The organism is Pelosinus propionicus DSM 13327 (genome assembly GCF_900114615.1).
Taxonomy (GTDB): Bacteria; Bacillota; Negativicutes; order DSM-13327; family DSM-13327; genus Pelosinus; species Pelosinus propionicus.
Map to the genome: position 1 here is coordinate 1 of NZ_FOTS01000044.1, position 21182 is coordinate 21182.

Sequence of the window (21182 nt, forward strand, 5' to 3'; positions counted from 1 at the left end):
CTTTCAAAAGCTGGCAATACTTATCTCAGATACTATTTAATTGAAGCTACTAGCCATGTAAAGAATCATTTATCTGAATATGCAGCTTTTTACCAGAAGAAGTATGATGAAGTTAAAACTCATCAGCACAAACGCGCACTCGCACTTACTGCTCGTAAATTCATCCGGCTGATTTTTGGATTGCTGGCCAACCATCAGCTTTACTCTCCAAGTAGAGTAAGCCAAAGTTAATAGATCCCATTTATTTACTTTTTCTTCGGCTTGAAGAAGAGGCTTGTTTAGTGCACCCATTTTTTGCGGATTACTTACAAAACTTATTTTTTATGGGCTTGACATATTACCAGATTGCTATTTGTTTATCTATGATTAATTTATAAACCCACTGAAAATGGTACAGACTTTTTTTATTGCTCAATCACTATATCACTGCAACGTCCAGCACGAAGCACCGAACTGTCGGTATCATGACCAATAAATTCACGAACGCGACGGCCGATGGCAATGCCTTCAGCTAGATCATAACCCGTGTCAATTCCCATTTCGCTCAACATATGAACTAAATCTTCTGTGGCAATATTACCAGATGCTCCTGGAGCAAAAGGACAGCCTCCTAAACCCGCAAAGCAAGAATCATAGCGTTCGATTCCAGCTAACATGCCTGCCATTACATTGGACAGCCCCATTCCTCTGGTATTGTGAAAGTGCAGCACCCAATCTATATCCGTAAACTGTTCTCTTACTTTCACACTATATTCATACACCTGCTGAGGATTAGCCATGCCTGTCGTATCGGATAATGACAATTCACTAACACCAATTTCCTTAAAGCATTTTACTACTGATATGACCTGTTCTAAGGGTACACGTCCCTCAAAACAACAGCCAAAGGCTGTGGATATGGCACCAGAAAGTTCAATTCCGTGAGCAGCAGCATACTTAGCACATTCAGCAAAACCACGTACCGCTTCTTCTGGTGTTTTATTAAGATTCTTTAAAGAATGGGTTGGGCTGGCTGAAACAGTTAACTTTGCTTTTTTGATACCAACTGCTTCTGCACGTTCTAATCCACGTAAATTCATAACCAAAGCACGATACTCTACTCCATCTACTCGTTTCATTTTTTTCACTACCTCATCCGTATCCGCCATTTGCGGTACGGCTTTAGGATGGACAAACGATCCAATTTCGATAATTTTAGCTCCAGCTTGCACCGAACGTTCAATTAATTCTATCTTTTGCTCAACAGTTAACAATACTTTTTCATTTTGCAGTCCATCCCGAGGTCCAACCTCACAGACCGTTATCTTTTTAGGCCAAGCTAACTTGTTTTGCATTGTCATATTACCCCCTCACTTGTAAGCTCCTGCAGGTCTTGTTCACTAAGACCAAGCAATCCTTGATATATCTCTGTATTATGAGCACCAAGTTCAGGACCAACCCATTTAATTTCACCTGGAGTAGCACTAAAAACAGGAACAACGCCTGGCATCTTTATCGTACCGAGAGTTGGGTGATCCATTTCCACAATGTTATTACGAGCTTTATAATGCGGATCATTACAAATATCCTCGATACTATAAATCAAATTAACTGGAACGCCTGCAGCATCTACAATATCTTTTAATTCCTTATAATTTAGCATGCCAATCCAATCACATATAATCTGATTTAAAGAAACATCATTGGCTAATCGGTCTTTCATTGTGGCATATAAAGAATTCGTTAATAAATCTGGACGATTCATAGCTTTTGTTAAGTATTCATAAGTCCGATCTGTGCTACAGACTAGTACTACCCATTTATGATCTCGGGTTTCATAAGTTCCCCCAGGACTAGAAGTACCACTGAGTTTAGGACTCCGTTCTCTAATGATTCCATTTTTATGATAATCTGCAATAGGAATCTCCATCATACGGAAAATACTTTCATATAAACTCACATCAATTTGCTGTGGCTCACCATTCAATACATCTCGACTATATAGCGCCATCATTGTTGACATAGCTGCATATAGACCACTAACATAGTCCGTCAGCGAAAAAGAAGGACTAACTGGCGGTCGGTCTTTATGACCAGTTATATATGTCATTCCAGAAAAAGCAGTAGCAGGAGTTCCAAAGCCAGCCATTTTAGCATTGGGACCAGTTTGCCCATAGCCTGTAACATGACACACGATAATTTGGGGATTAACTTTTTTTAATGTTTCATAGCCAAGTCCCCATTTATCCATCGTTCCCGTTCGAAAATTTTCAATAACTACATCACTTTTCGCTACTAAGGATAAAAACAGTTCTTTTCCTTTTTCTTTACGCAAGTCCAACGTTACACAGCGCTTATTTCTTCCCATAGATGCCCAGCGCATTGCCTCATTATTGTGATATGGGCCTAATCTACGAAAAGGATCACCGCCTTCTGGCATTTCAACTTTAATAACATCTGCTCCAAAATCAGCCATTAACCCCGCTGCAAAGGGAGCAGCAATTACAGTCGAAACATCTAATACTCGAATACCTGATAATAAAGACATAATTTTCACACCTTTCATCTGATGGAAACGGTTTTCACCTAATGAAAATAACATATTTTAAATCTTTTTGCAAGATGTTTTTGTAATTTTCTTTTAATTTTTACATATATTTTTAAAATTTTGGCTATCATGTAACTTATTACTAGTAAGAAAGGCAATGATAAATCTCTACAAAATCAAAAACATCCCTGTTAAAAGCAGGGATGTTTTATTGCCAAGTCGTATTAAGATTCTATATATACATTACAAATTTTAAATTTAATATAGGGGAATGGTGATTTTTTTTGAAAGATAATATAATTGATGATAAACAAGGTACAACCTCGCTTCGAACACTTGAACGCGGGCTTGATATCTTAGATTGTTTTTGTCACAGTAACACAAAATTATCATTGTCCGAACTTGCCGCTACTACAGGACTTAATCCAAGTACTGCATTTAGAATCCTTGCCACTTTAGAAAAACGTAACTATATTAACAGAAATCCAGAAACAAAGAAATACCAGCTAGGCTCTCAATTTTATTGTTTATTTTCTCCGTCATTAGATTCTTTAGATTTACGAACTATAGCTGCACCGCATCTTCAACACCTTTTTTCTCTTTCTAATGAAAGTGTCTGTTTGTATGTTGTCCTGGATAATCACCGTGTTTGTCTTGATAGAATTGAAACAACCCATCCTTTGAGGCGAGTTATCCATGTAGGCGATCGTCTTTCACTTACAAAAGGTGCTGGCGGAAAAGTATTATTAGCTTGGATGACAGAAAATCAACGACAAAAATATGGAATTACCGACTCATCATTATCCCCAAATGAATTGGATATAATTAAACAAAAAGGATTTTCTTCTAGTCTTGCCGAGCGTGAAGAAGGAGTTGCAGCTATTGCTGCACCCATATTTAACGCTAATGAGGAGATAATTGCTGCTTTATCTATGTCTGGGCCAACAGTACGATTTACACAAGAGGTTATCGGAAAAATGATTCCTCTAGTCATAAAAACTGCAAACGACATATCGTTAGATCTTGGTTATAAAAACAAGTTTACACCTCAATAAGTCTTGTGTTACATTTCTAAGTAATATTAAAGTTAGTACCAATCTAAAGGTTATCTCATGATTTTTAAAATTGCGATGAGATAACCTTATTGTTATGCAAGAATTTATGAACCATGAAGACTCCCCTGTCCATGAAGTCGGTACCGCAAATTTGTTGATGAAATCTTACGAATTGTTTTTTATCTACTAACACATAAATGAACCTTGCCAGAAACTTGGTAAGAACTATGCCAGTCAAAAAAATAAGTACAGCCAAATTAGGTACATCGAATTAAATGCAATAAAGGGACTTCCTCGCCACGATTTTTTAATAATCGAAACGAGGCAGCCCCTTTATTGCACTTAGTAAAAAGAATTTTTATATTGATAAGATTTGAGATAAATTATACATTTCGTGATCAAATACTTTTCTTTTGGTAAGTGCCTCCATCATATCAATATCTATTAAACGATTATCTTTTATGCCAATTGCACGATTGGATTTTCCTTCGATTAATAGGTTAACAGCCTTAGCACCCATTTTACTTGCCAGGATTCGGTCAAAAGCTGTTGGAACCCCGCCCCGCTGTAAATATCCAAGTACCGTAACCCGTGATTCAATCCCTGTAATAGCAAAAATCTCTTTTTGCAGTTCTACTGCAGCTTCCCTGCCTTCAGCTAATATAATAATATTATGAGCTTTTCCCCGTTTTTTTCCCTGTAAGATTTTCTCACAAATCTTAGTTACCTCATATTTCTCTTCAGGGACTAAAATACTTTCTGCTCCACCTGCAAGACCCGCATAAAGCGCAATATCCCCGCAGCATCTTCCCATCACTTCAATAATGGTTACCTTCTCATGAGACATGGATGTATCCCTTATTTTACTGATAGAATCTAGTACTGTATTAATGGCTGTATCAAAACCAATGGTATAGTCGGTGTATGCTAAATCATTATCAATCGTACCTGGAATTCCCGCTACTTTTATACCGGCACAACTAATTTTATTGGCTCCCTGAAAAGAACCGTCTCCGCCAATTACAATCAAACCATCAATTTGATTTCTTTCTAATACACGAATTGCTTCATTAATACCCGCGTCTGCTCTCATTTTTTCACATCTGGAAGTTTTAAGAACGGTTCCGCCCCTGTGAATAATATCTCCTACAGACGCGATATCCATTTCTTTCATCTCACCATCTAAGAGCCCCGTATAACCTCTTTGGATACCAACAACCTTAAGATTGTGATATATGGAGGTTCTCACAACAGCTCGAATAGCGGCATTCATACCCGGGGCATCCCCTCCACTGGTTAATACTCCTATTTTTTTCACGAGTCAGATCTCCTTCTCCATCTATACTAAAATCAATATTTTATTCTGCAGACTAACCAAGTACACTAAAAAGATGTTACATAAGAACACAGAAATTCACAGAGAACACAAAGATGTGTACCTCTTTGTGTTCTCTGTATCTGCATAAACAGCTTTGCATAGTGTTTGAAAAATACATATCATTTTTTAGTACATTGGTTGTAATAGTAAAAGTTTTTACTATTTGTTTTTCACTATTTTTTCTGCTGTAGCATAAATATTTTCAGCAGTTAGTCCATATTTTTGTAATAGCTCTTCTGGTTTACCCGATTCACCGAATGTATCATTCATCCCCATTTTCACCACTTGTACCGGATAATGCTCCGATAGTACGTCACAAACGGCGCTCCCCAGGCCACCAATGACGGAGTGCTCTTCTACTGTTAGAATTCTCTTTGTTTCTTTCGCTGCTTTAATAATTAATTCTTCATCAATAGGTTTAATCGTTGAAATATTAATGACTCTAGCAGAAATTCCCTCTTGCTTTAAAAGTTCCGCAGCTTGTAAACACTTACTAATCATAAGTCCCATTCCGATAATAGTAATATCCTTACCATCCTTTAGGACATTTCCTTTACCAAAGGTAAATGTGTGATTTTCATCAAAAATCGGCGGCACTCCCAAACGCCCTAAACGCAGATACACCGGCCCATCAATGAGAGCTGCTGCTCTAACTGCCTGCCTTGTTTCCACATCATCTGCCGGTACTATGATTTTCATGTTAGGTAAGGATCTCATAATGGCAATATCTTCAATGGACTGATGAGACCCCCCATCTTCTCCCACCGTAATTCCTGCATGAGTTGCAGCAATTTTGACATTCAATTTGGGATAACAAATGGAATTTCTAATGATTTCAAAGGCTCTGCCTGTAGCAAAAACAGCAAAGGTACTAGCAAAAGGAATTTTTCCAGTAGTGGCAAGTCCTGCCGCCATTCCCATCAAATTCTGCTCGGCGATACCTGCATTAATAAAACGTTTTGGAAACTGCTTTGCAAATCCTGCAGTCTTAGTAGATTTGGATAAATCTGCATCCAAAACGACAATGTCCTTATTTTCTTTTCCCAATTCAATTAAAATATTTCCATAGGATTCCCTTGTAGCAATCATTTTGTTTCCTCCTAGGTATTCGTATTCATATCACAAAGAATATCTCTATATTACTTATCAAATATTCTTTTCCAGTTCTTCAATGGCTTTAACTCGCTCTGCCTCTGACGGAGTCACCCCATGCCAGCCTACTTGATTCTCCATGAAGGAAACACCTTTTCCCTTACTGGTCTTTGCAATAATTGCTGTTGGCTTCCCTTTTACTTCCTTTGCCTGTTTAAAGGATTTTTCAATATCTGTAAAGCAATGACCATCAATCTCTATTACATTCCAGCCAAAGCTTTCCCATTTCTCTTTTAATGGGTTGACTTTCATAACCTCATCATTTGTTCCATCGATTTGCAAGCCATTATGATCAATGATCGCCACTAGATTATCCAATTTATAATGGGAAGCCGCCATGGCAGCTTCCCAAATGATTCCTTCCTGAAGCTCTCCATCTCCTAACAAGGTATAAACTCGATATGATTTCTCATCAATTTTGCCCCCTAGTGCTACCCCTACTGATGCAGAAAAACCTTGCCCCAATGATCCTGTTGACATTTCTACACCTGGAACTTTCAGCATATCTGGATGCCCCTGCAGAAAACTTCCCAGCTTTCTCAAATTTGTCAATTCGCTAGTATTAAAAAAGCCTTTCATAGCAAGAGTTCCATATAATACAGGAGCTGCATGCCCTTTACTTAAAATAAAGCGATCTCGATCTGGATTCTCTTTGTCTTCACTATCGATCTTCATTTCTTTAAAATAGAGGTAGATTAAGAGATCGGCTGCCGATAAAGCTCCTCCCGGATGCCCAGATCCCGCTGCGGCTAACATATTGATAATATGGATTCTTAATTGATTTGCATATATTTTCATTGGCTCCATAAAATAACCTCCCTACATATTGAGTACACTCTCAAAAAACTACTATGTAACCGTAGCGGTCAAAGGATGAGCAGAATTACACCATAGGCAAGCAACCTGAAACGCTGCTATGCTCATCCTTCGCCGCTGCAAATAAGACGTTCCACAAGATCCTTACTACTGCTGCTTTTCAACTTCATAATCAAGAATAAACTGTATTCGCTGTGCATGTTTACCCGCATCAAATGATGCTGTAAGCCATTCTTTCGTAATCTCCAGTGCCAAGCCGCTGCCGATTACTCTTTCCCCCATACATAATATATTAGAGTCATTATGTGCTCTAGTTGCTTTAGCAGAAAAAGTATCGTGCACAACAGCAGCCCGGATACCTTTTACCTTATTTGCCATAATTGACATTCCTATGCCAGTACCACAAATTAGAATTCCTTTCCACTCATCATTACCGGCTACTTTCTCAGCTACGCGTCTTGCAATCGGTCCGTAGTTAATACTGTCTGCAGAATAAGCACCCACATCTTCTAGTTCTATTTTTAATTCTTTTAAAAGGCGAACAACCTTTTCTTTGAGTGTAAATCCTGCATGATCACTGCCAATTATAATTTTTGTGTTTTCCATTTTATTCTCGTCCCTTCTCTTTAAAGAAGTATCACTTATGCCACACTTAACATTCTTTCCCCTCGGGGAAGACGACAACTTTGCCAAAAAAACTATCGCGCTTATAGATCTTTTCAAAAGTTTCGGGGATTTGTTCAAGAGAAATCCGATGAGTTACCATAGGCTTAACCTTTATCTTTCCTTCTTTCATGAAATGCAGCGTAGTCGGCCATTCTTTCCCGGGAAATGGACCAGAAACGGCATTCCATGAGCCTAATACTGTCAGTTCATTTCGCACTACTTTTTCAAAATGTTCGCGAGGAATCGCCACATCCCCATAAGGAATCCCCATAAATACCACAGTGCCCCCCTTTTTAGGCAGAGATAAAACCTGTGCACTCGTAAATGGATTCCCTGCTGATTCTACAGCAATGTCAACCCCACTGCCGCCCGTCATCTCTTTTACAACTTGTATTGGATCAACATCTTTTGCATTAATGCACAAATCAGCACCTAGTTCTTTAGCAATTTCTAGCTTTTCATCAAAAACGTCAATGGCAATCACTTTTGTGGCACCAAATATTTTGGCACATTGTACGGCAAATAACCCAATAGGACCTACCCCCAAAACCGCTACCGTATCGCCGGCTTGAATCTTCGTGCGATAAAAACCATGCATTACCACACAAGCTGGTTCCATACCGCAAGCTGTCTCAAAATCTAGACCTTCAGGCATTTTTAGTACACTTCTGGAGTGCAGCCTTACATATTCGGCAAATCCTCCGTCTTCTTTTGCTCCAATTACTTGCAGGGTTTCACATTTTGAATATTTCCCCAACTGGCAATACTCGCAGTGGAAACATGGAATTGTTGGGCAGACAACAACGCCATCGCCTACTTTTACATTGGTTACCTTTTCGCCAATTTCCACAATTTCACCTGAAAGCTCATGCCCAAATATAGCTCCTACTGTATGCGGTCCTAATTTCCCATATCTTGATATATCGGAGCCGCAAAATCCTACAGCCTTTACTTTAACAATTACATCTTCTGGAGTCTTAATTTCTGGAATAGGGCACTCTTCTACTCTTATATCTCGAATTCCATATATTTTTGCACCTTTCACAGTGTCACCTCATTTACTATTTTTAAAAATGTTTCTAGATTCTGCTTCGTTTTATTTTTTTGAAAGGCAGCTGATCCAATGACAATATTCGTTGCACCTGCATCTATGACATCATGAATTGTAGACAAGTTAATTCCGCCATCTACTTGGATTGCAAAAGAATAATCGCCTGCTCGTTTCATGTCAGCAAGTTCTTTTATTTTCTGATTCATTGCTGCAATATTCTTTTGACCGCCGTAACCTGGATTTACGGTCATAATGAGTACTAAATCCAGCATCTCATATACATGAGAAAGAACTCCAATTGGAGTAGCAGGATTTAATGCCACGCCAGCCTTCATGCCAAAGCTTTTGATCACTTGTATCGATCTGTGCAAATGAGTACAAGCTTCGGCATGAACAGTGATACAATCAGCCCCTGCATCCACAAAGGAAGAAATAAAGCGATCTGGATTTTGAACCATCATATGAACATCAAACTGCATGTTACTTAGGGGGCGGAGCATACTGACCTGATCTGGGCCAAAAGCTATATTAGGGACAAACGTTCCATCCATTACGTCAATATGCAATGAATCGATACCACACAATTCTACGGTTTTTAATTCTTGTTCTAAATTCCCCATGTCTGCTGCTAATAAAGAGGGAGAAATGATAATGTCCATAGGACCTCCAATCTCAGCTATCCATTATTGCTTGTTATTGAAATCATTTTTTTGATTAATATCCGCCAGACCCAGTCTTGCCTGTTATAATCGCTATTGCATTGCTTGTTCCAATCCGATTTGCACCAGCTTCTACAATCTTAATTGCATCATCGTACGTTCTAATTCCTCCAGCTGCTTTTACGCCAAAATCTTTGCCAACTACGGATCGCAGCAGTACAACATCCTCTATAGTTGCTCCACCGCCATTAAACCCGGTAGCGGTTTTGACAAAGTCTGCTCCAGCTTCTTTAATTAAATTACAAGCAATTTTTTTCTCTTCCTGAGTTAAAAGTGCCGTTTCTATAATCACCTTGGTAACCAAGCCCTGAGAAGCTTTGACAACTTCTTCTATATCATATTTCACAACATCATATTCCTTGGACTTTAAAGCGCCCAAATTAATCAGCATATCAATTTCTCTTGCACCGTTACCTATGGCATCTATGGTTTCTGCCACTTTTACTTTTGTCGTAGCGCCTCCCAAAGAAAAGCCAATGGGTACACCTACTTTAATATCATGCTCTTTCAGTAACTGATTGGCGAAGGAAACATAATAAGGATTAACAAATACAGTTTTAAAACCATGTGTGATCGTTTCTTGACAAAATATCTGAATATGTTCTTTAGTCGCAGTGGGATTCAATAAGGTATAGTCAATCATCTCGATCAATGTTTCTCGATTCATTACAAACACCTACTTTTAATTTTATTGTAATTATTCTTTTATTTTCTATTGAAGATCCATCTTACTCCACGCATGCAGAAGGATCATTTCTTTCAAATTTTATAATTTTTAATTCTAAAAATTGCTATTGAGCTCAGTAACAGATCTATTTCTTTATTCTGGACAGTTAGGCCTAACTGTGTCAGTTCTATTTGAAAACTATAATCTTTCATACTTTTACTTTTTCTTATTCAACAGTTAATACAACCTTAATGGCTTCCCCACTTTTTATCGCTGCATATGCTTTATCCCATTCCGTAATATTAAATTGGTGAGAAATCAATGCTTTGGCATTTACAAGTTTTTGATTCATAAGTTGCAAAGATGGTTCCCAATCACTTGGCTTCTGGCTTCTGCACCCCATTACTTTAAGTTCTTTTTGAATAATTTTTTCAAAATCAGTAAGAATTTCTGTTGTTGGAAAAATCCCTACTTGTACATATTCACCCTTTTTAGTAAGGATATCTAAACCTAAATTAACTGAGGGTGGAGCTCCTGTACATTCAAACACAATATCTGCACCATACCCGTCGGTAAGCCCTTGTACAATCTGCTTGATATCTTCATTTTGAATGTCAACAGATACATCAATTCCTAATTCCTTAGCCTTATCTAAGCGGCTTTTATCCTTTTCCAGCCCTGTAATAATAACCTTAGTGTCAAAAGTTTTAGCAATTTGTGCTACCAGTAAACCAATTGGACCAGGTCCTAATACTACTACAACATCATTTTTCTTTATGCTGCTTTTAGCCACTGCATGATGGGCGCAGGCTAATGCTTCTGTAATGGATGCAGATAGATAATCTACGTTTTCAGGCAATACATGTATACTTTCTTTACGCGCCACTACATATTTTGTAAATCCGCCATCCTGCTGTGATCCCAGTCCTTTACGGGTACTGCATAAATTATAGTCTTTTGATTTGCAATACTTGCATTCTCCGCAAATATAAAAAGTTGTTTCTGAGGTTACACGATCACCAACTTTAACTTCTGTTACGTTAGCTCCGACTTCTACTACTTCACCAGCAAACTCATGGCCTAATGTTACAGGAACCTTAACCTTATATTTACCTTCATAAGTGTGTAAATCCGAGCCGCAAATACCTGCATATTTGACTAAGATTTTCACTTCATCCTTACCAGCTTTTGGTTCTTCCTTATCAACAATATCTAGATTCCCATGACCTAATGCTGTTTTGACTAATGCCTGCATCCTTATTCCTCCTCATTCCAAAAATTAATTTTGATGAAATCTTGAGCTAACACTTCTTCTCATTCAAGCAAGTAATGTTAGCTCAAGACAAGAATCATATTTTTATTATTCCTATATTAATGAAATAGTGTGAATATTTTGTATATCACATAGTGAATTACGTTACCGCCTTGGTCAATACTAGAAATTGTAGTTGCGCCTGCTGGCATTTTAAAATGTGCATCGATTGCCATTTGCGTATGGAATGTTGCAACATCAGTCGCCATATACAATGACATCCCAATTACAACAGCCCCAACAAGAACCGAATGAACGATGTTACCTCTAGCTGCTCCTACAATAAAGCAGACAATAAATGGAATTGTTGCTAAATCACCAAAGGGTAATACATTATTTCCTGGTAGAACAACTGCTAAAAGGATTGTAATTGGAACTAAAATTAAGGCAGTTGCGATTACGGAAGGATGCCCAATTGCAACTGCAGCATCTAATCCGATATAAATATCTCGATCACCAAATCTTTTGCTTAGGAACTCCCGGGCAGATTCAGCAAGCGGGATAAGGCCTTCCATTAGGATCTTAACCATTCGAGGCATTAACACCATAACGCCACCCATTGCTATACCAACTTTTATGGTCTGCCCTGCTGGATATCCAGCCAGTGCACCCAGCACAACCCCTAAAAATACTCCCATGAAAAGCGGTTCACCAAAAACCCCAAATCTTTTTTGTATGGTTTCAGGATCCGCATGTAAATCTTTAATAACAGGAATTTTCTGTACCAATTTCACAAGGGGAATCCCAATTGCATAAGACACAGTACTGCCTGTAGGGACAGAAATACCTGGCAAATCAAAATATTTTTCCAGCATTGGTGCAGTCCAGTCAGCAATTTTTAAGACAATAATTTCAAAAATAACTGCTGCCACTAAACCTTGTACAAGACTTCCAGTTGCTGAATATACAAAGGCTCCCATAAAAGTGAAATGCCAATAATTCCAAAGATCGATATCCATTGTTTTTGTGGTTTTGGTAACTAACATAATAACATTAACCAATAAACCTAAAGGAAGAACAAACGCTGCAATTGGAGAAGCCCAAGCTATACTTGCGGCTCCTGGCCAGCCAACATCAATGATGTTTAGCTGAACACCAAATCTTGCTACCATGCCTTGCGCTGCTGGCGCAAGATTTGAGACCAGTAAATCAACCACTAAAAAGATACCTGTAAAACCTACCCCAATCGTCAAACCGGAGCGAAAGGCTTTACTTGCCGGCTGCCCAAAAGCTACTCCCAGCAGAAAAACTGCAACTGGCAAAATAACCGTTGGTCCTAGCCCTAGAAAGGCCTGGAAAATTTGAACTACATCCATAATAATACCTCCTCAGCTTTTTATTATTTCTTAAGTTCTTCTAAGATTTGCTCTTTCAATTTATCTAATCCTATTCCAGTTAAGAAAGCTCTTGCATTGATGATTGGGAAGGGATACTCTTTGGAAACAATTGTAGTGGTAACAAGCAAACTTGCCCTTGATTCATATGCAGGAACTTCTGTCACTTTACATTGAACAATTTCAATTTGAATATTATTTTCTTTAGCCATTTTCTCAATGGCATCAGATACAACAGTAGACGTTGCAATACCGGTTCCACAAGCTACTAATACAGTTTTTTTACCTTTTCTTACTTCACTCACTTTTATTCACCTCCTTTCATATTGTTTAAATTAAGTCGTTTACTTACTTCTTCCTTGATTTTCACTTCACTTTCTTCTTTTGCTAAATATAGTAGAATCTCTTCATCTTGAAAGATTCCCATTAAACTTTGCAGCATTGTTAGCTGAGAGTGACTATCATGCATCGCCAGCATAAAAACTAATTTTACAGGAGTTCTTTCTGTTTCCTCACCCATAATACCAAACTCTACAGGCTTCTTTAATATGCCAACACTAATAGCGGATTGATTAACATGTTCAATATCGGTATGTGGTATGGCAACCCCACAGCCATTAGTTGGCAAGCCCGTTGCAAATTTTTTCTCTCTTGCAATAACTGCCTCAGCATAACTTTCTTTTACGTAACCTTTTTGATATAAGTTAGCTGCCATATGCTTCAAAATCTCTGAACTAGTTTCACCTTCTATATTTCTTATCACTAATGTTTCATCAAAATTAACATGATTCATGTAATAGAGCCTCCCTAATTTCATCTTCTGTTTTAGCTTGCTGCATTTGCGCAATAAATTTTTCACTTTTAAATTTGTTATATAAAAACCGTACCCCATCTTTACCATCGATGTCTAAGGCCAGCAAACAAATTAATGATACAGTATTCTCATGATCCCAATAAATTGGCGCTGCAGCTTTGGCAATTACAATTACGGGATGATTTACATAACTGCTGTCAGCATGGGGCAGAGCAACCTCTTGATTAATCACATAGCTTCCCATATTTTCTCGCTCCATAACAGCTTCATAATATCCTTCTTTTACATAGCCTTCTTCTAACAAGCTACTACAAATACGCTGCAGTACTTCTTCCTTCCCGCCCACTTCCGGCAGCATGATAAATTTGGCCTCTCTCACAACGTGAGGGATGAGGCTGCTGTAACTTTTCATACGATAATGATTGTTACACTCAATTAAATTCATGATTTGATTTTTTCCTGTTTCGTTAAACAAAGTCTCTAAGGGTAAGAAAGGAATACCGTGATATTTAGGATCAATACTGCCGATTATCGCAATGATCTCATAAGTATTAATCGTATCTTGTATTTGCTTATGAAGATCACGTTTTCCAATGACCCCCATATGAATTAACTCAATGTCATTTAGCTTTTCACCAAATATTTTCTTTAAATGACTTCCGCATTGAAGTGCTACACCTTCTCCAGTCAAGCAAACTGTAATAATTGCTTTCTTTCGTTTCAAAACTTTATGATCGACTCGCGTTTTCTTAAAGGTGTAATTTAAATTTTCTACTGCATACACCACATCTTTAATATGGGATCCAGGTAATATACTTCTGCGAATTGCTTCAATTACCATTACGGTATCTACTCGGTCAATCGTCTCGATCTGGATACCTGTCCTTTCTGAAATAAGCTCTCCAAAGGTCAGCAACGACCCCATATCAACCAGCATTAAAACACCTTTACCTTCATCAGTTGCCTGTATGATCGTAGTCAAACGTTCTAACACTTCACTAGGACTCTCATCTAAGGTCATAACTACCGCTTTTCCATGATTCATATTTAAAAGCTTATTTGCAATTTCCAGCATTCCAACACTTACATTGCCATGAGTAACAACCAGAATACCAACTTTGCCTTCCTTTTCTTGTTTATTACCTCTAAGATAGAGTGCAATAAAACCAACCTCATCCTCCGGCAAATGAATTCTATAGTATTTTTCAATATGCGCAATCATTTCTTGGGCTACAGCATATTCAAGACTGTATTTTCTTTTGATGTCTTCTAAGTTGGGATTAATAATTTCCCTTCCTTGCTTAATACGCTGAAAGGTTGCATTCAAATGAATGGCTAAGCAGTAAAATATAGAGTGATCCATTTTCCCTAATGTCATTTCAGCAATTTTAAGAAGCTCCTCTACTAGGGAAATAATTTCAACTCCCACGACTTTAGCAATCTCATCAGGAGATAAGGGATGCAAATTATCTTTAACATGTTTGATAACATTTTGTAATTTTCGTTCAATCTCTATCCCGATAATTCGATTAATTTCTTCTGTATTTAGTCCTTGTTTTACATATTCCGTATAAGTTTTTTCAATATCGCTATAAAAATCTTTTGGAAAGCTATAAATATCGTTTTCAAGTTCAGCGATTTTTTTATATTTTTTAGGACTGAATCTAAAATCTTGCCAGACGAGGTTTTCAATTTCATCTCGCATGCTCTTTATTTTCAGAAGACCTTTTTTAACATGAAGATTTAAATCTCTTACATCAATTTTTACACAATCTTCTTTATCCATAACATAAGTTAGAAAGCTCTTGGCACAAGCTACTTGTATATCACTTTTTAGCTGTCCAATATTTCCATAACATTCATACATCAAGTAGGATTTCATGACATCTAAGGCTACATGAATTGGTGCATTCATTCTCGTTGATTCATAACCAAAGAAATTCTTAATTAATTTCAATCTTTCATTTAAGGGACGTTTACTTAACGGCGGAACTTCAATAATCATTGGGATTCGTCTTTTAAAAGTCGCTAATAAGGTTGTCTCAATATTTTCAGTAGTGGCGGCAATGAGCTGTACCGTTGCTTTTCTAGTAAAATCAGACTCACCTAGCCTGCGAAAACATCCCTTGTCAATGAGTTGAAACAGCATTTCCTGTCCTTCAGATGTAAGACGATGCACTTCATCCAAAAATAAGATTCCACCGTCTGCCTGCTCAATTAATCCTCTTTTATCCTGCGTAGCTCCTGTATAAGCACCTTTTACGCTTCCAAACAGATGTGATATCAATAATTGTGAGTTCTCAGCATAATCCGCACAGTTGAAAACAATAAACGGAGATTCTTTAGCTAATCTACCGCTTTCGATAGAAAACTTGTACATCGACTCTGCTAACTCACTTTTTCCTACACCTGTTTCTCCTAAAATCAAGCAATGTAAACCATTAGGAGGATATAATACTGCAGCCTTCGCTTGCTGTATCTGTATTTCTAAACTTCCATTCCCGCCGATTAAATTTTGAAAAGCTTGAATTTCTTGAATCTCTTCTTGCTTTTTTACACCATTTTTCAACAGAGGAGCCTCATCTATGATCTGTTTATTACCTTGGGCTCCTTTAATTTCTTCTAAATATTTGACTACCAAGTAACGCGATAATTTATATCCGCTATTTTGCAGCATCTTAGTCAGTTCGCGATAGGAAATATTCTCGTTTTCCTGTAATATTTGGGATATTTCTTCACAAATATAGATCTTCTTTCGTTCTCGAGAATCTGCAATCTTTAATTCCTTACGCAGCAACGTCATGTATTCTCTGCTTACTAATAAACTTTCACCTAATTGCAGATCCGTTAGCGGTTCTTTCTTATTTTCTTTTGAAAGGATACTGCGGAGTTTATTTTTCACATCTAACCCTCCTGTCTCTTATTATTGCAAAACCCGTGCCAACAAGTGGCTAATTATGTTACTAATGAGAGAAATGCTTGGATATTATTGAACTAAATAAATTTTTGAAAATTGAATCGAATCACACTTTTTATGTTTTTTTTACTTTTTTTAAAATTTACTTACGTTTTTTCATCATGTTGCTTACACTTTTACTATTTTTAAAAATACGTAAAAATGACTTACTTTAATAATTATTTCCTTTCTATTAAAATAAAAACGCTTACGTCCTAAAACGTAATCGAACTGCAAACTAGTTACTGCTGTAACAAGGAAAGAGGCTTTTGTATTAAAAGCCTCTCGAATGGTCCTCTGTATCAGTCTTACTCTTCTTCTACATTATTCTTTCGTCGCTCCATTTTGATAATCTCAATCAGATGACATATTTCTTCATCGTTTACATTCACTGAAAATTGTTCTTCTAAGGCATTGCTTACTTTTTTTAACACTGAATATTCAAGAGGATGCTCAGCAATAAATGCAGTGGTTTCTGGATAACTGATTTCAGCATGTGTAAGCAAGCGTTCCACCATGCAGGCAGAATGTACTAACATACGTACTAGTCCAGAAGAAGAAAATTCCACTTGCAGTTCATCTTCTAGTTTTCTAATGCAGATCATAAGCGTATCCATCACTTTACGCGGATTAACAAATGTTAAAAATTCATCTAACATTCCTGCAACCATACCACGCATCACCTCCCAATCCATCCCCCTGTCTGTATAGCGATCTGCAATATCGGAGGCTTTTAACCCTTCCGTAAGTAAACGGCGCAGTTCACTTCCAGCCCCTCCTTGTATGAGCTCTTCGATGGCAATATGCGGTCTATCCTCCATTTGAGGATCAATACTGCCGACGCTAGCTACGATATTATAAGAATGCTGCAAAGATATCAGGCGAGTTTGCAATGTTTCCAAATTACCAGCTTCTACCGCAATTACACGTATATTAAATAGCTGCCACTGGTTCAATAATTTTTCCAATAGGCCCTTAATTTTGGCGGCTGCTCCCTGGCCTGTAAGACAAGTAGTCAAAATAGCCTTATCCTTACCATTCATAAAGTCAGTCGGATTATTTGCCTGTACTTCTCTTTGAACCATACTGCGTGCTGTCCAGGCAGACCGATACACAATAGTAATATCATTTTTCGGTAATATTGCTTTATGTAATACATCCAGTACCATTAAAGTACTTACCATTTCTACACTTTTTACCATGATGCCCGTGCGATTTGTAAGAGCTTTCGCTACACCCGATAAAGAGCCCATATCAACCAATAAAACTATGCCTTTTCCCTGATCAATTTCTTTCGCCACCTGGACAGCTTTTTCAATCACCCAATCTACATTGGCCTCTAACGGCATATCAATTGCCTTGGCATGAGTAACTCCTAGCAGCTTATTAGAAAAATCCACCATACTGGTAGCAGTGGATTTACCATGTGTAATTACTAAAACTCCGACTTTTCGCTCTTCTCTGCCTTGGCGGTCGTCAAAGGTTGCCAGCATTAAAGCAATAAAACCGATTTCGTCCAAAGGAATTAAAATCCCCATCTGGTCACCAATGCATTGTGCCATTTTTTCTGCAACAAGATATTCCTTAGGGTGCTGTTCCGCTACAGATCTGACATTAGGATTTACAATAGGCAGCCCGCTGCGAATGCGCTCTACGGTAGCAGCAATATGAATGGCTAAGGCATAATATAATCTACGGCTCAGTGCTTTTCCCATTTTTTCGGCTAGGCTGCAGGCTAGGTCAAAAACACTGAGAAATTCTTGTGGCAATACACTTTGTAAATATTCCTGGGATATTTCCAGCTGTTCAGGACCTAGGCGCTGGAAATAGTTTTCAAAATCCATCTCAATGCATTGAATAATCTCTGCCTGTCCAATTCCTTGGGACTTAAGAAACTGCATGCGCTCGCTAATGGTCTGATAGAAATTCTTTGGCAAACTTCGATCTGCTTCTTCATCCGCCGCTACTCCATTCGGCTGAATAAACAACTCACTGCCTAATGTACATAAAATTTTACTAGTCTCCAAACGAGCTTGAGGATCATATACAATTGCTTGTTTAATCTTAGGCGGCAACTCTTCATAAGCCAGACGAACTGGCGCGTTCTTATCTCCTCGATGTAAAAAAGCTTTCGCACATATTAGCTGCAAATCATTGCGCAGCTGCCCAATATTGCCTTGACAGCGGTATAACAGCAATGCCCACAAAGCTTCTTGGCTTACAATTAACTTGGCTTGAATATGTACGGCTTCCCGTGCTAATAAAAATTTTATTAATTCAAATCGTTCATGTAATGGTCTGCTGGCTAAATCAGGCAGTGAAATGACCACAGGTATACGGCGCAAAAAGGTTTTTAATAAAGCCGAATCTGGATTTTCGGTAGTAGCTGCTACTACTCTTATGGTAACATGACGAATCTTATCAGTATCCCCCATACGACGAAAATCTCCACGATCCAGTAGATAAAATAGCATTTCCTGCCCTTCTGGCGGCAAACGATGTACTTCATCTAAGAATAACATACCGCCATCAGCTTTTTCTACTAAGCCGGCTTTATCTTTATCCGCCCCAGTAAAAGCGCCACGTACATGTCCAAAAAGCTGAGACATTAAAAGTTGAGGATTGTTTGCATAGTCTGCACAGTTAAATACGATAAACTGTCTTCCATGGACAATTTTTCCCTGACTGCAAGCAAATCGATACATATATTCAGCAAATAAGGTTTTTCCGACACCAGTAGAACCAACTAATAGTGTATCTAAGCCTTTTGGAGGGTAAAGAACTGAAGCCTTTGCTTGCTCAACTGCGACTTTTAAACTATCTTGAGCACCAATTAAACCATCAAAAGAGTCATAATTCTCAGCGTTATTATAGAGGACATTATCATTTTTAAAGTGAGAGGCATCCGTTATCTCTCTTCCCTTTTCTGATTGGGAACTTTCATTCGCAGCTAACTCTTCAATTTGCCGCTGGTGCCGTACCATTTCGGGAACCTTTCCTTTCAAGACAGGATAGATGCCTTCTACCCATTTCACTGTGACATAATAGGTAGATCGACTTACTATTTTTGTTACCAATTTCTCCCGATGTAAAGCATTTAAATCGCTGCTAATATTACTTCGAGAAAATCCCGCCAAAACCGCCATTTCTTCTGCAGTAAAACCTAATGGTTTATGCTGCTGCATCATATTCTTATCTAGCTTTTTCATGCACAATTCATCTAAAATTTCTAAAATTTTTAATTGACGTTTCATTTTTCGCTCTCCTTTAAGACAGCATAAGCTAGTAGTTCGCCAAGACTAAAGCTATGGGATGAATGGCGCGAGATTTTTCGTCCAGCAAGGCGGAGGAGCCGCGCATATCGGACATATGTAAGGTGACGACAACGAAGCTGGGCGGGAAATCTCGCGACAAGAGCACCATGGATTTAGGCTTGGTGGACTACTAGTCATTTCTAATACATTATAAAACGTTACAATCCGTAATACAATTTTTTTATAGATTTACGGATATTTATCCATATTTTTCCTATAAATAGAACGAACTGATGAAGGACTTTTACTCTTAAAGGTACAAAGGCGCGGCAGAGAAATGCGAAAAAAATAAAAGCATGGTTTTTTATATACCAATGCTTTTACCGCTTATCAGAAGGTCGCTTTATGTTATTAGGCCTAAACTCTAACCTGTAATTTCATATTACTTGGACAATAACGTTGCCAGCCGAAAGGTAGAGGTATCAATAGTCCGTTTATGTCCAATGGCATCGGCTAAATCGATTGCAACGACTGCACCATTTTTCGAACCAAATAATACATTGGAGATGCCCGAAATCAGTGCCATCACAGCATGCTCTGCTAGTGTACTAGCTAAAATGCGATCAAAAACACTCGGGGATCCTCCTCGTTGTATATGCCCTAATACTGATACTCGAGTATCAAGACCAGTATCCTTAGCAATCTTGTCACCAATTGTTACGGCGCTGCCTACACCTTCTGCTACAACTACAATGCTGTATTTTTTCCCTGTATCCCGAGACTTGCTTAGCTTGGAGCACAATTCATCTAAATTTACAGTCATTTCTGGAATCAAAATCTGCTCTGCACCACCAGCAAGTCCGGCTGTCATAGCAATCCATCCTGAGTTTCGTCCCATTACTTCAAGAACCATTACCCTTCCATGTGAAGAGGCTGTATCCCGCAGCTTATTAATCGCTTCTACGACTGTATTGATAGCAGTATCAAAGCCGATAGTATAATCAGTTCCCCAAATATCATTGTCAATCGTACCAGGCAAACCAACGACAGCAATCCCTAGCTCTGATAACAACTGCGCACCTGTAAGAGATCCATCGCCACCAATAATAATTACACCTTCAATTCCTCGGCGTTTCAGATTTTCAGCAGCTTTTTGACGGCCTTCCAATGTTTTAAAGACTTCACAACGTGCAGTTCCTAAAAATGTTCCTCCACGATGCAGAATATCTCCTACTGAACGAGATTCCAATTTTATCATGTTATCTTCATACATGCCTGCATAGCCATTGTAAATTCCCCATACTTCTACCCCTTCATGGATAGCCACACGAACAACAGCACGAATGGCTGCATTCATACCAGGAGAATCGCCACCACTAGTCATGACAGCAATACGCTTTAACATCATACATTCCACCTTTTTCTTGCTACTTCTCCAGAAAGGGCGAAGAATGCTCTTTCGCCCTACTTTCATTAAGATA

17 protein-coding genes and 1 pseudogene are annotated in these 21182 nt (G+C 38.2%); 2 read left to right on the forward strand and 16 right to left on the reverse strand.

The window, feature by feature from the left end:
* Positions 1 to 231: pseudogene (locus BMZ99_RS19340) on the forward strand (IS110 family transposase); the annotation flags it as partial.
* A gap of 173 nt (positions 232 to 404) precedes the next feature.
* On the opposite strand, the gene BMZ99_RS19345 reads toward BMZ99_RS19340, so the two are convergent.
* Both BMZ99_RS19345 and BMZ99_RS19350 read right to left on the reverse strand, forming a co-directional pair.
* On the reverse strand, positions 405 to 1334 hold the full coding sequence (locus tag BMZ99_RS19345) for a hydroxymethylglutaryl-CoA lyase (RefSeq protein ID WP_090941454.1): 930 nt from the start codon (positions 1332 to 1334) through the stop codon (positions 405 to 407).
* A 2-nt stretch (positions 1335 to 1336) separates the two neighbouring features.
* A complete protein-coding gene (locus BMZ99_RS19350; protein ID WP_217645116.1) occupies positions 1337 to 2581 on the reverse strand; it encodes a CaiB/BaiF CoA transferase family protein in 1245 nt (414 codons plus the stop codon).
* Positions 2582 to 2811: 230 nt separating this feature from the next.
* On the opposite strand from BMZ99_RS19350, the gene BMZ99_RS19355 reads away from it, so the two are divergent.
* Positions 2812 to 3582, forward strand: coding sequence for an IclR family transcriptional regulator (locus BMZ99_RS19355; protein WP_090941350.1), 771 nt, complete (start codon positions 2812 to 2814; stop codon positions 3580 to 3582).
* Positions 3583 to 3940: 358 nt separating this feature from the next.
* Here BMZ99_RS19355 and pfkA (BMZ99_RS19360) read toward each other — a convergent pair whose 3' ends face one another.
* The 14 genes from pfkA (BMZ99_RS19360) to pfkA (BMZ99_RS19425) all read right to left on the reverse strand — a co-directional run bounded on the left by pfkA (BMZ99_RS19360) (position 3941) and on the right by pfkA (BMZ99_RS19425) (position 21106).
* Positions 3941 to 4900, reverse strand: a complete 960-nt coding sequence (gene pfkA / locus BMZ99_RS19360) for a 6-phosphofructokinase (RefSeq protein ID WP_090941353.1) — start codon at positions 4898 to 4900, stop codon at positions 3941 to 3943.
* Positions 4901 to 5119: 219 nt separating this feature from the next.
* Positions 5120 to 6049: a transketolase family protein gene (locus tag BMZ99_RS19365; RefSeq protein ID WP_090941356.1), complete on the reverse strand. Its 930-nt coding sequence runs from the start codon at positions 6047 to 6049 to the stop codon at positions 5120 to 5122.
* A gap of 57 nt (positions 6050 to 6106) precedes the next feature.
* Positions 6107 to 6919, reverse strand: coding sequence for a transketolase (locus BMZ99_RS19370; protein WP_090941359.1), 813 nt, complete (start codon positions 6917 to 6919; stop codon positions 6107 to 6109).
* Between the two features lie 156 nt (positions 6920 to 7075).
* Positions 7076 to 7534 (reverse strand): ribose 5-phosphate isomerase B, encoded by a 459-nt coding sequence (rpiB, locus tag BMZ99_RS19375; protein ID WP_090941362.1) that lies wholly within the window; start codon positions 7532 to 7534, stop codon positions 7076 to 7078.
* Positions 7535 to 7580: 46 nt separating this feature from the next.
* Positions 7581 to 8639 carry a galactitol-1-phosphate 5-dehydrogenase gene (locus BMZ99_RS19380; RefSeq protein ID WP_090941365.1) on the reverse strand — a complete coding sequence of 353 codons (1059 nt, stop codon included), beginning with the start codon at positions 8637 to 8639 and terminating at the stop codon, positions 7581 to 7583.
* The gene (gene rpe, locus BMZ99_RS19385; protein WP_090941368.1) at positions 8636 to 9304 is read right to left on the reverse strand and encodes a ribulose-phosphate 3-epimerase; all 669 of its coding nucleotides are present in this window, start codon (positions 9302 to 9304) and stop codon (positions 8636 to 8638) included. Before rpe ends, BMZ99_RS19380 begins: the two co-directional genes overlap by 4 nt.
* A gap of 55 nt (positions 9305 to 9359) precedes the next feature.
* Entirely contained in the window at positions 9360 to 10031 is a 672-nt protein-coding gene (gene deoC / locus BMZ99_RS19390) for a deoxyribose-phosphate aldolase (protein WP_090941371.1), read from the reverse strand.
* 226 nt (positions 10032 to 10257) lie between these two features.
* Positions 10258 to 11286, reverse strand: coding sequence for a zinc-binding dehydrogenase (locus tag BMZ99_RS19395; RefSeq protein WP_090941373.1), 1029 nt, complete (start codon positions 11284 to 11286; stop codon positions 10258 to 10260).
* Between the two features lie 116 nt (positions 11287 to 11402).
* Positions 11403 to 12659 carry a PTS galactitol transporter subunit IIC gene (locus tag BMZ99_RS19400; protein ID WP_090941375.1) on the reverse strand — a complete coding sequence of 419 codons (1257 nt, stop codon included), beginning with the start codon at positions 12657 to 12659 and terminating at the stop codon, positions 11403 to 11405.
* A gap of 23 nt (positions 12660 to 12682) precedes the next feature.
* Positions 12683 to 12982: a PTS sugar transporter subunit IIB gene (locus BMZ99_RS19405; protein WP_090941378.1), complete on the reverse strand. Its 300-nt coding sequence runs from the start codon at positions 12980 to 12982 to the stop codon at positions 12683 to 12685.
* 2 nt (positions 12983 to 12984) lie between these two features.
* On the reverse strand, positions 12985 to 13470 hold the full coding sequence (locus BMZ99_RS19410; protein WP_090941381.1) for a PTS sugar transporter subunit IIA: 486 nt from the start codon (positions 13468 to 13470) through the stop codon (positions 12985 to 12987).
* A complete protein-coding gene (locus tag BMZ99_RS19415) occupies positions 13457 to 16393 on the reverse strand; it encodes a sigma 54-interacting transcriptional regulator (protein ID WP_090941384.1) in 2937 nt (978 codons plus the stop codon). The genes BMZ99_RS19410 and BMZ99_RS19415 overlap by 14 nt, the downstream gene beginning before the upstream one ends.
* 362 nt (positions 16394 to 16755) lie before the next feature.
* The gene (locus tag BMZ99_RS19420) at positions 16756 to 19701 is read right to left on the reverse strand and encodes a sigma 54-interacting transcriptional regulator (RefSeq protein WP_090941387.1); all 2946 of its coding nucleotides are present in this window, start codon (positions 19699 to 19701) and stop codon (positions 16756 to 16758) included.
* Positions 19702 to 20143: 442 nt separating this feature from the next.
* On the reverse strand, positions 20144 to 21106 hold the full coding sequence (pfkA, locus tag BMZ99_RS19425) for a 6-phosphofructokinase (protein WP_090941390.1): 963 nt from the start codon (positions 21104 to 21106) through the stop codon (positions 20144 to 20146).
* Positions 21107 to 21182 lie beyond the last annotated feature (76 nt).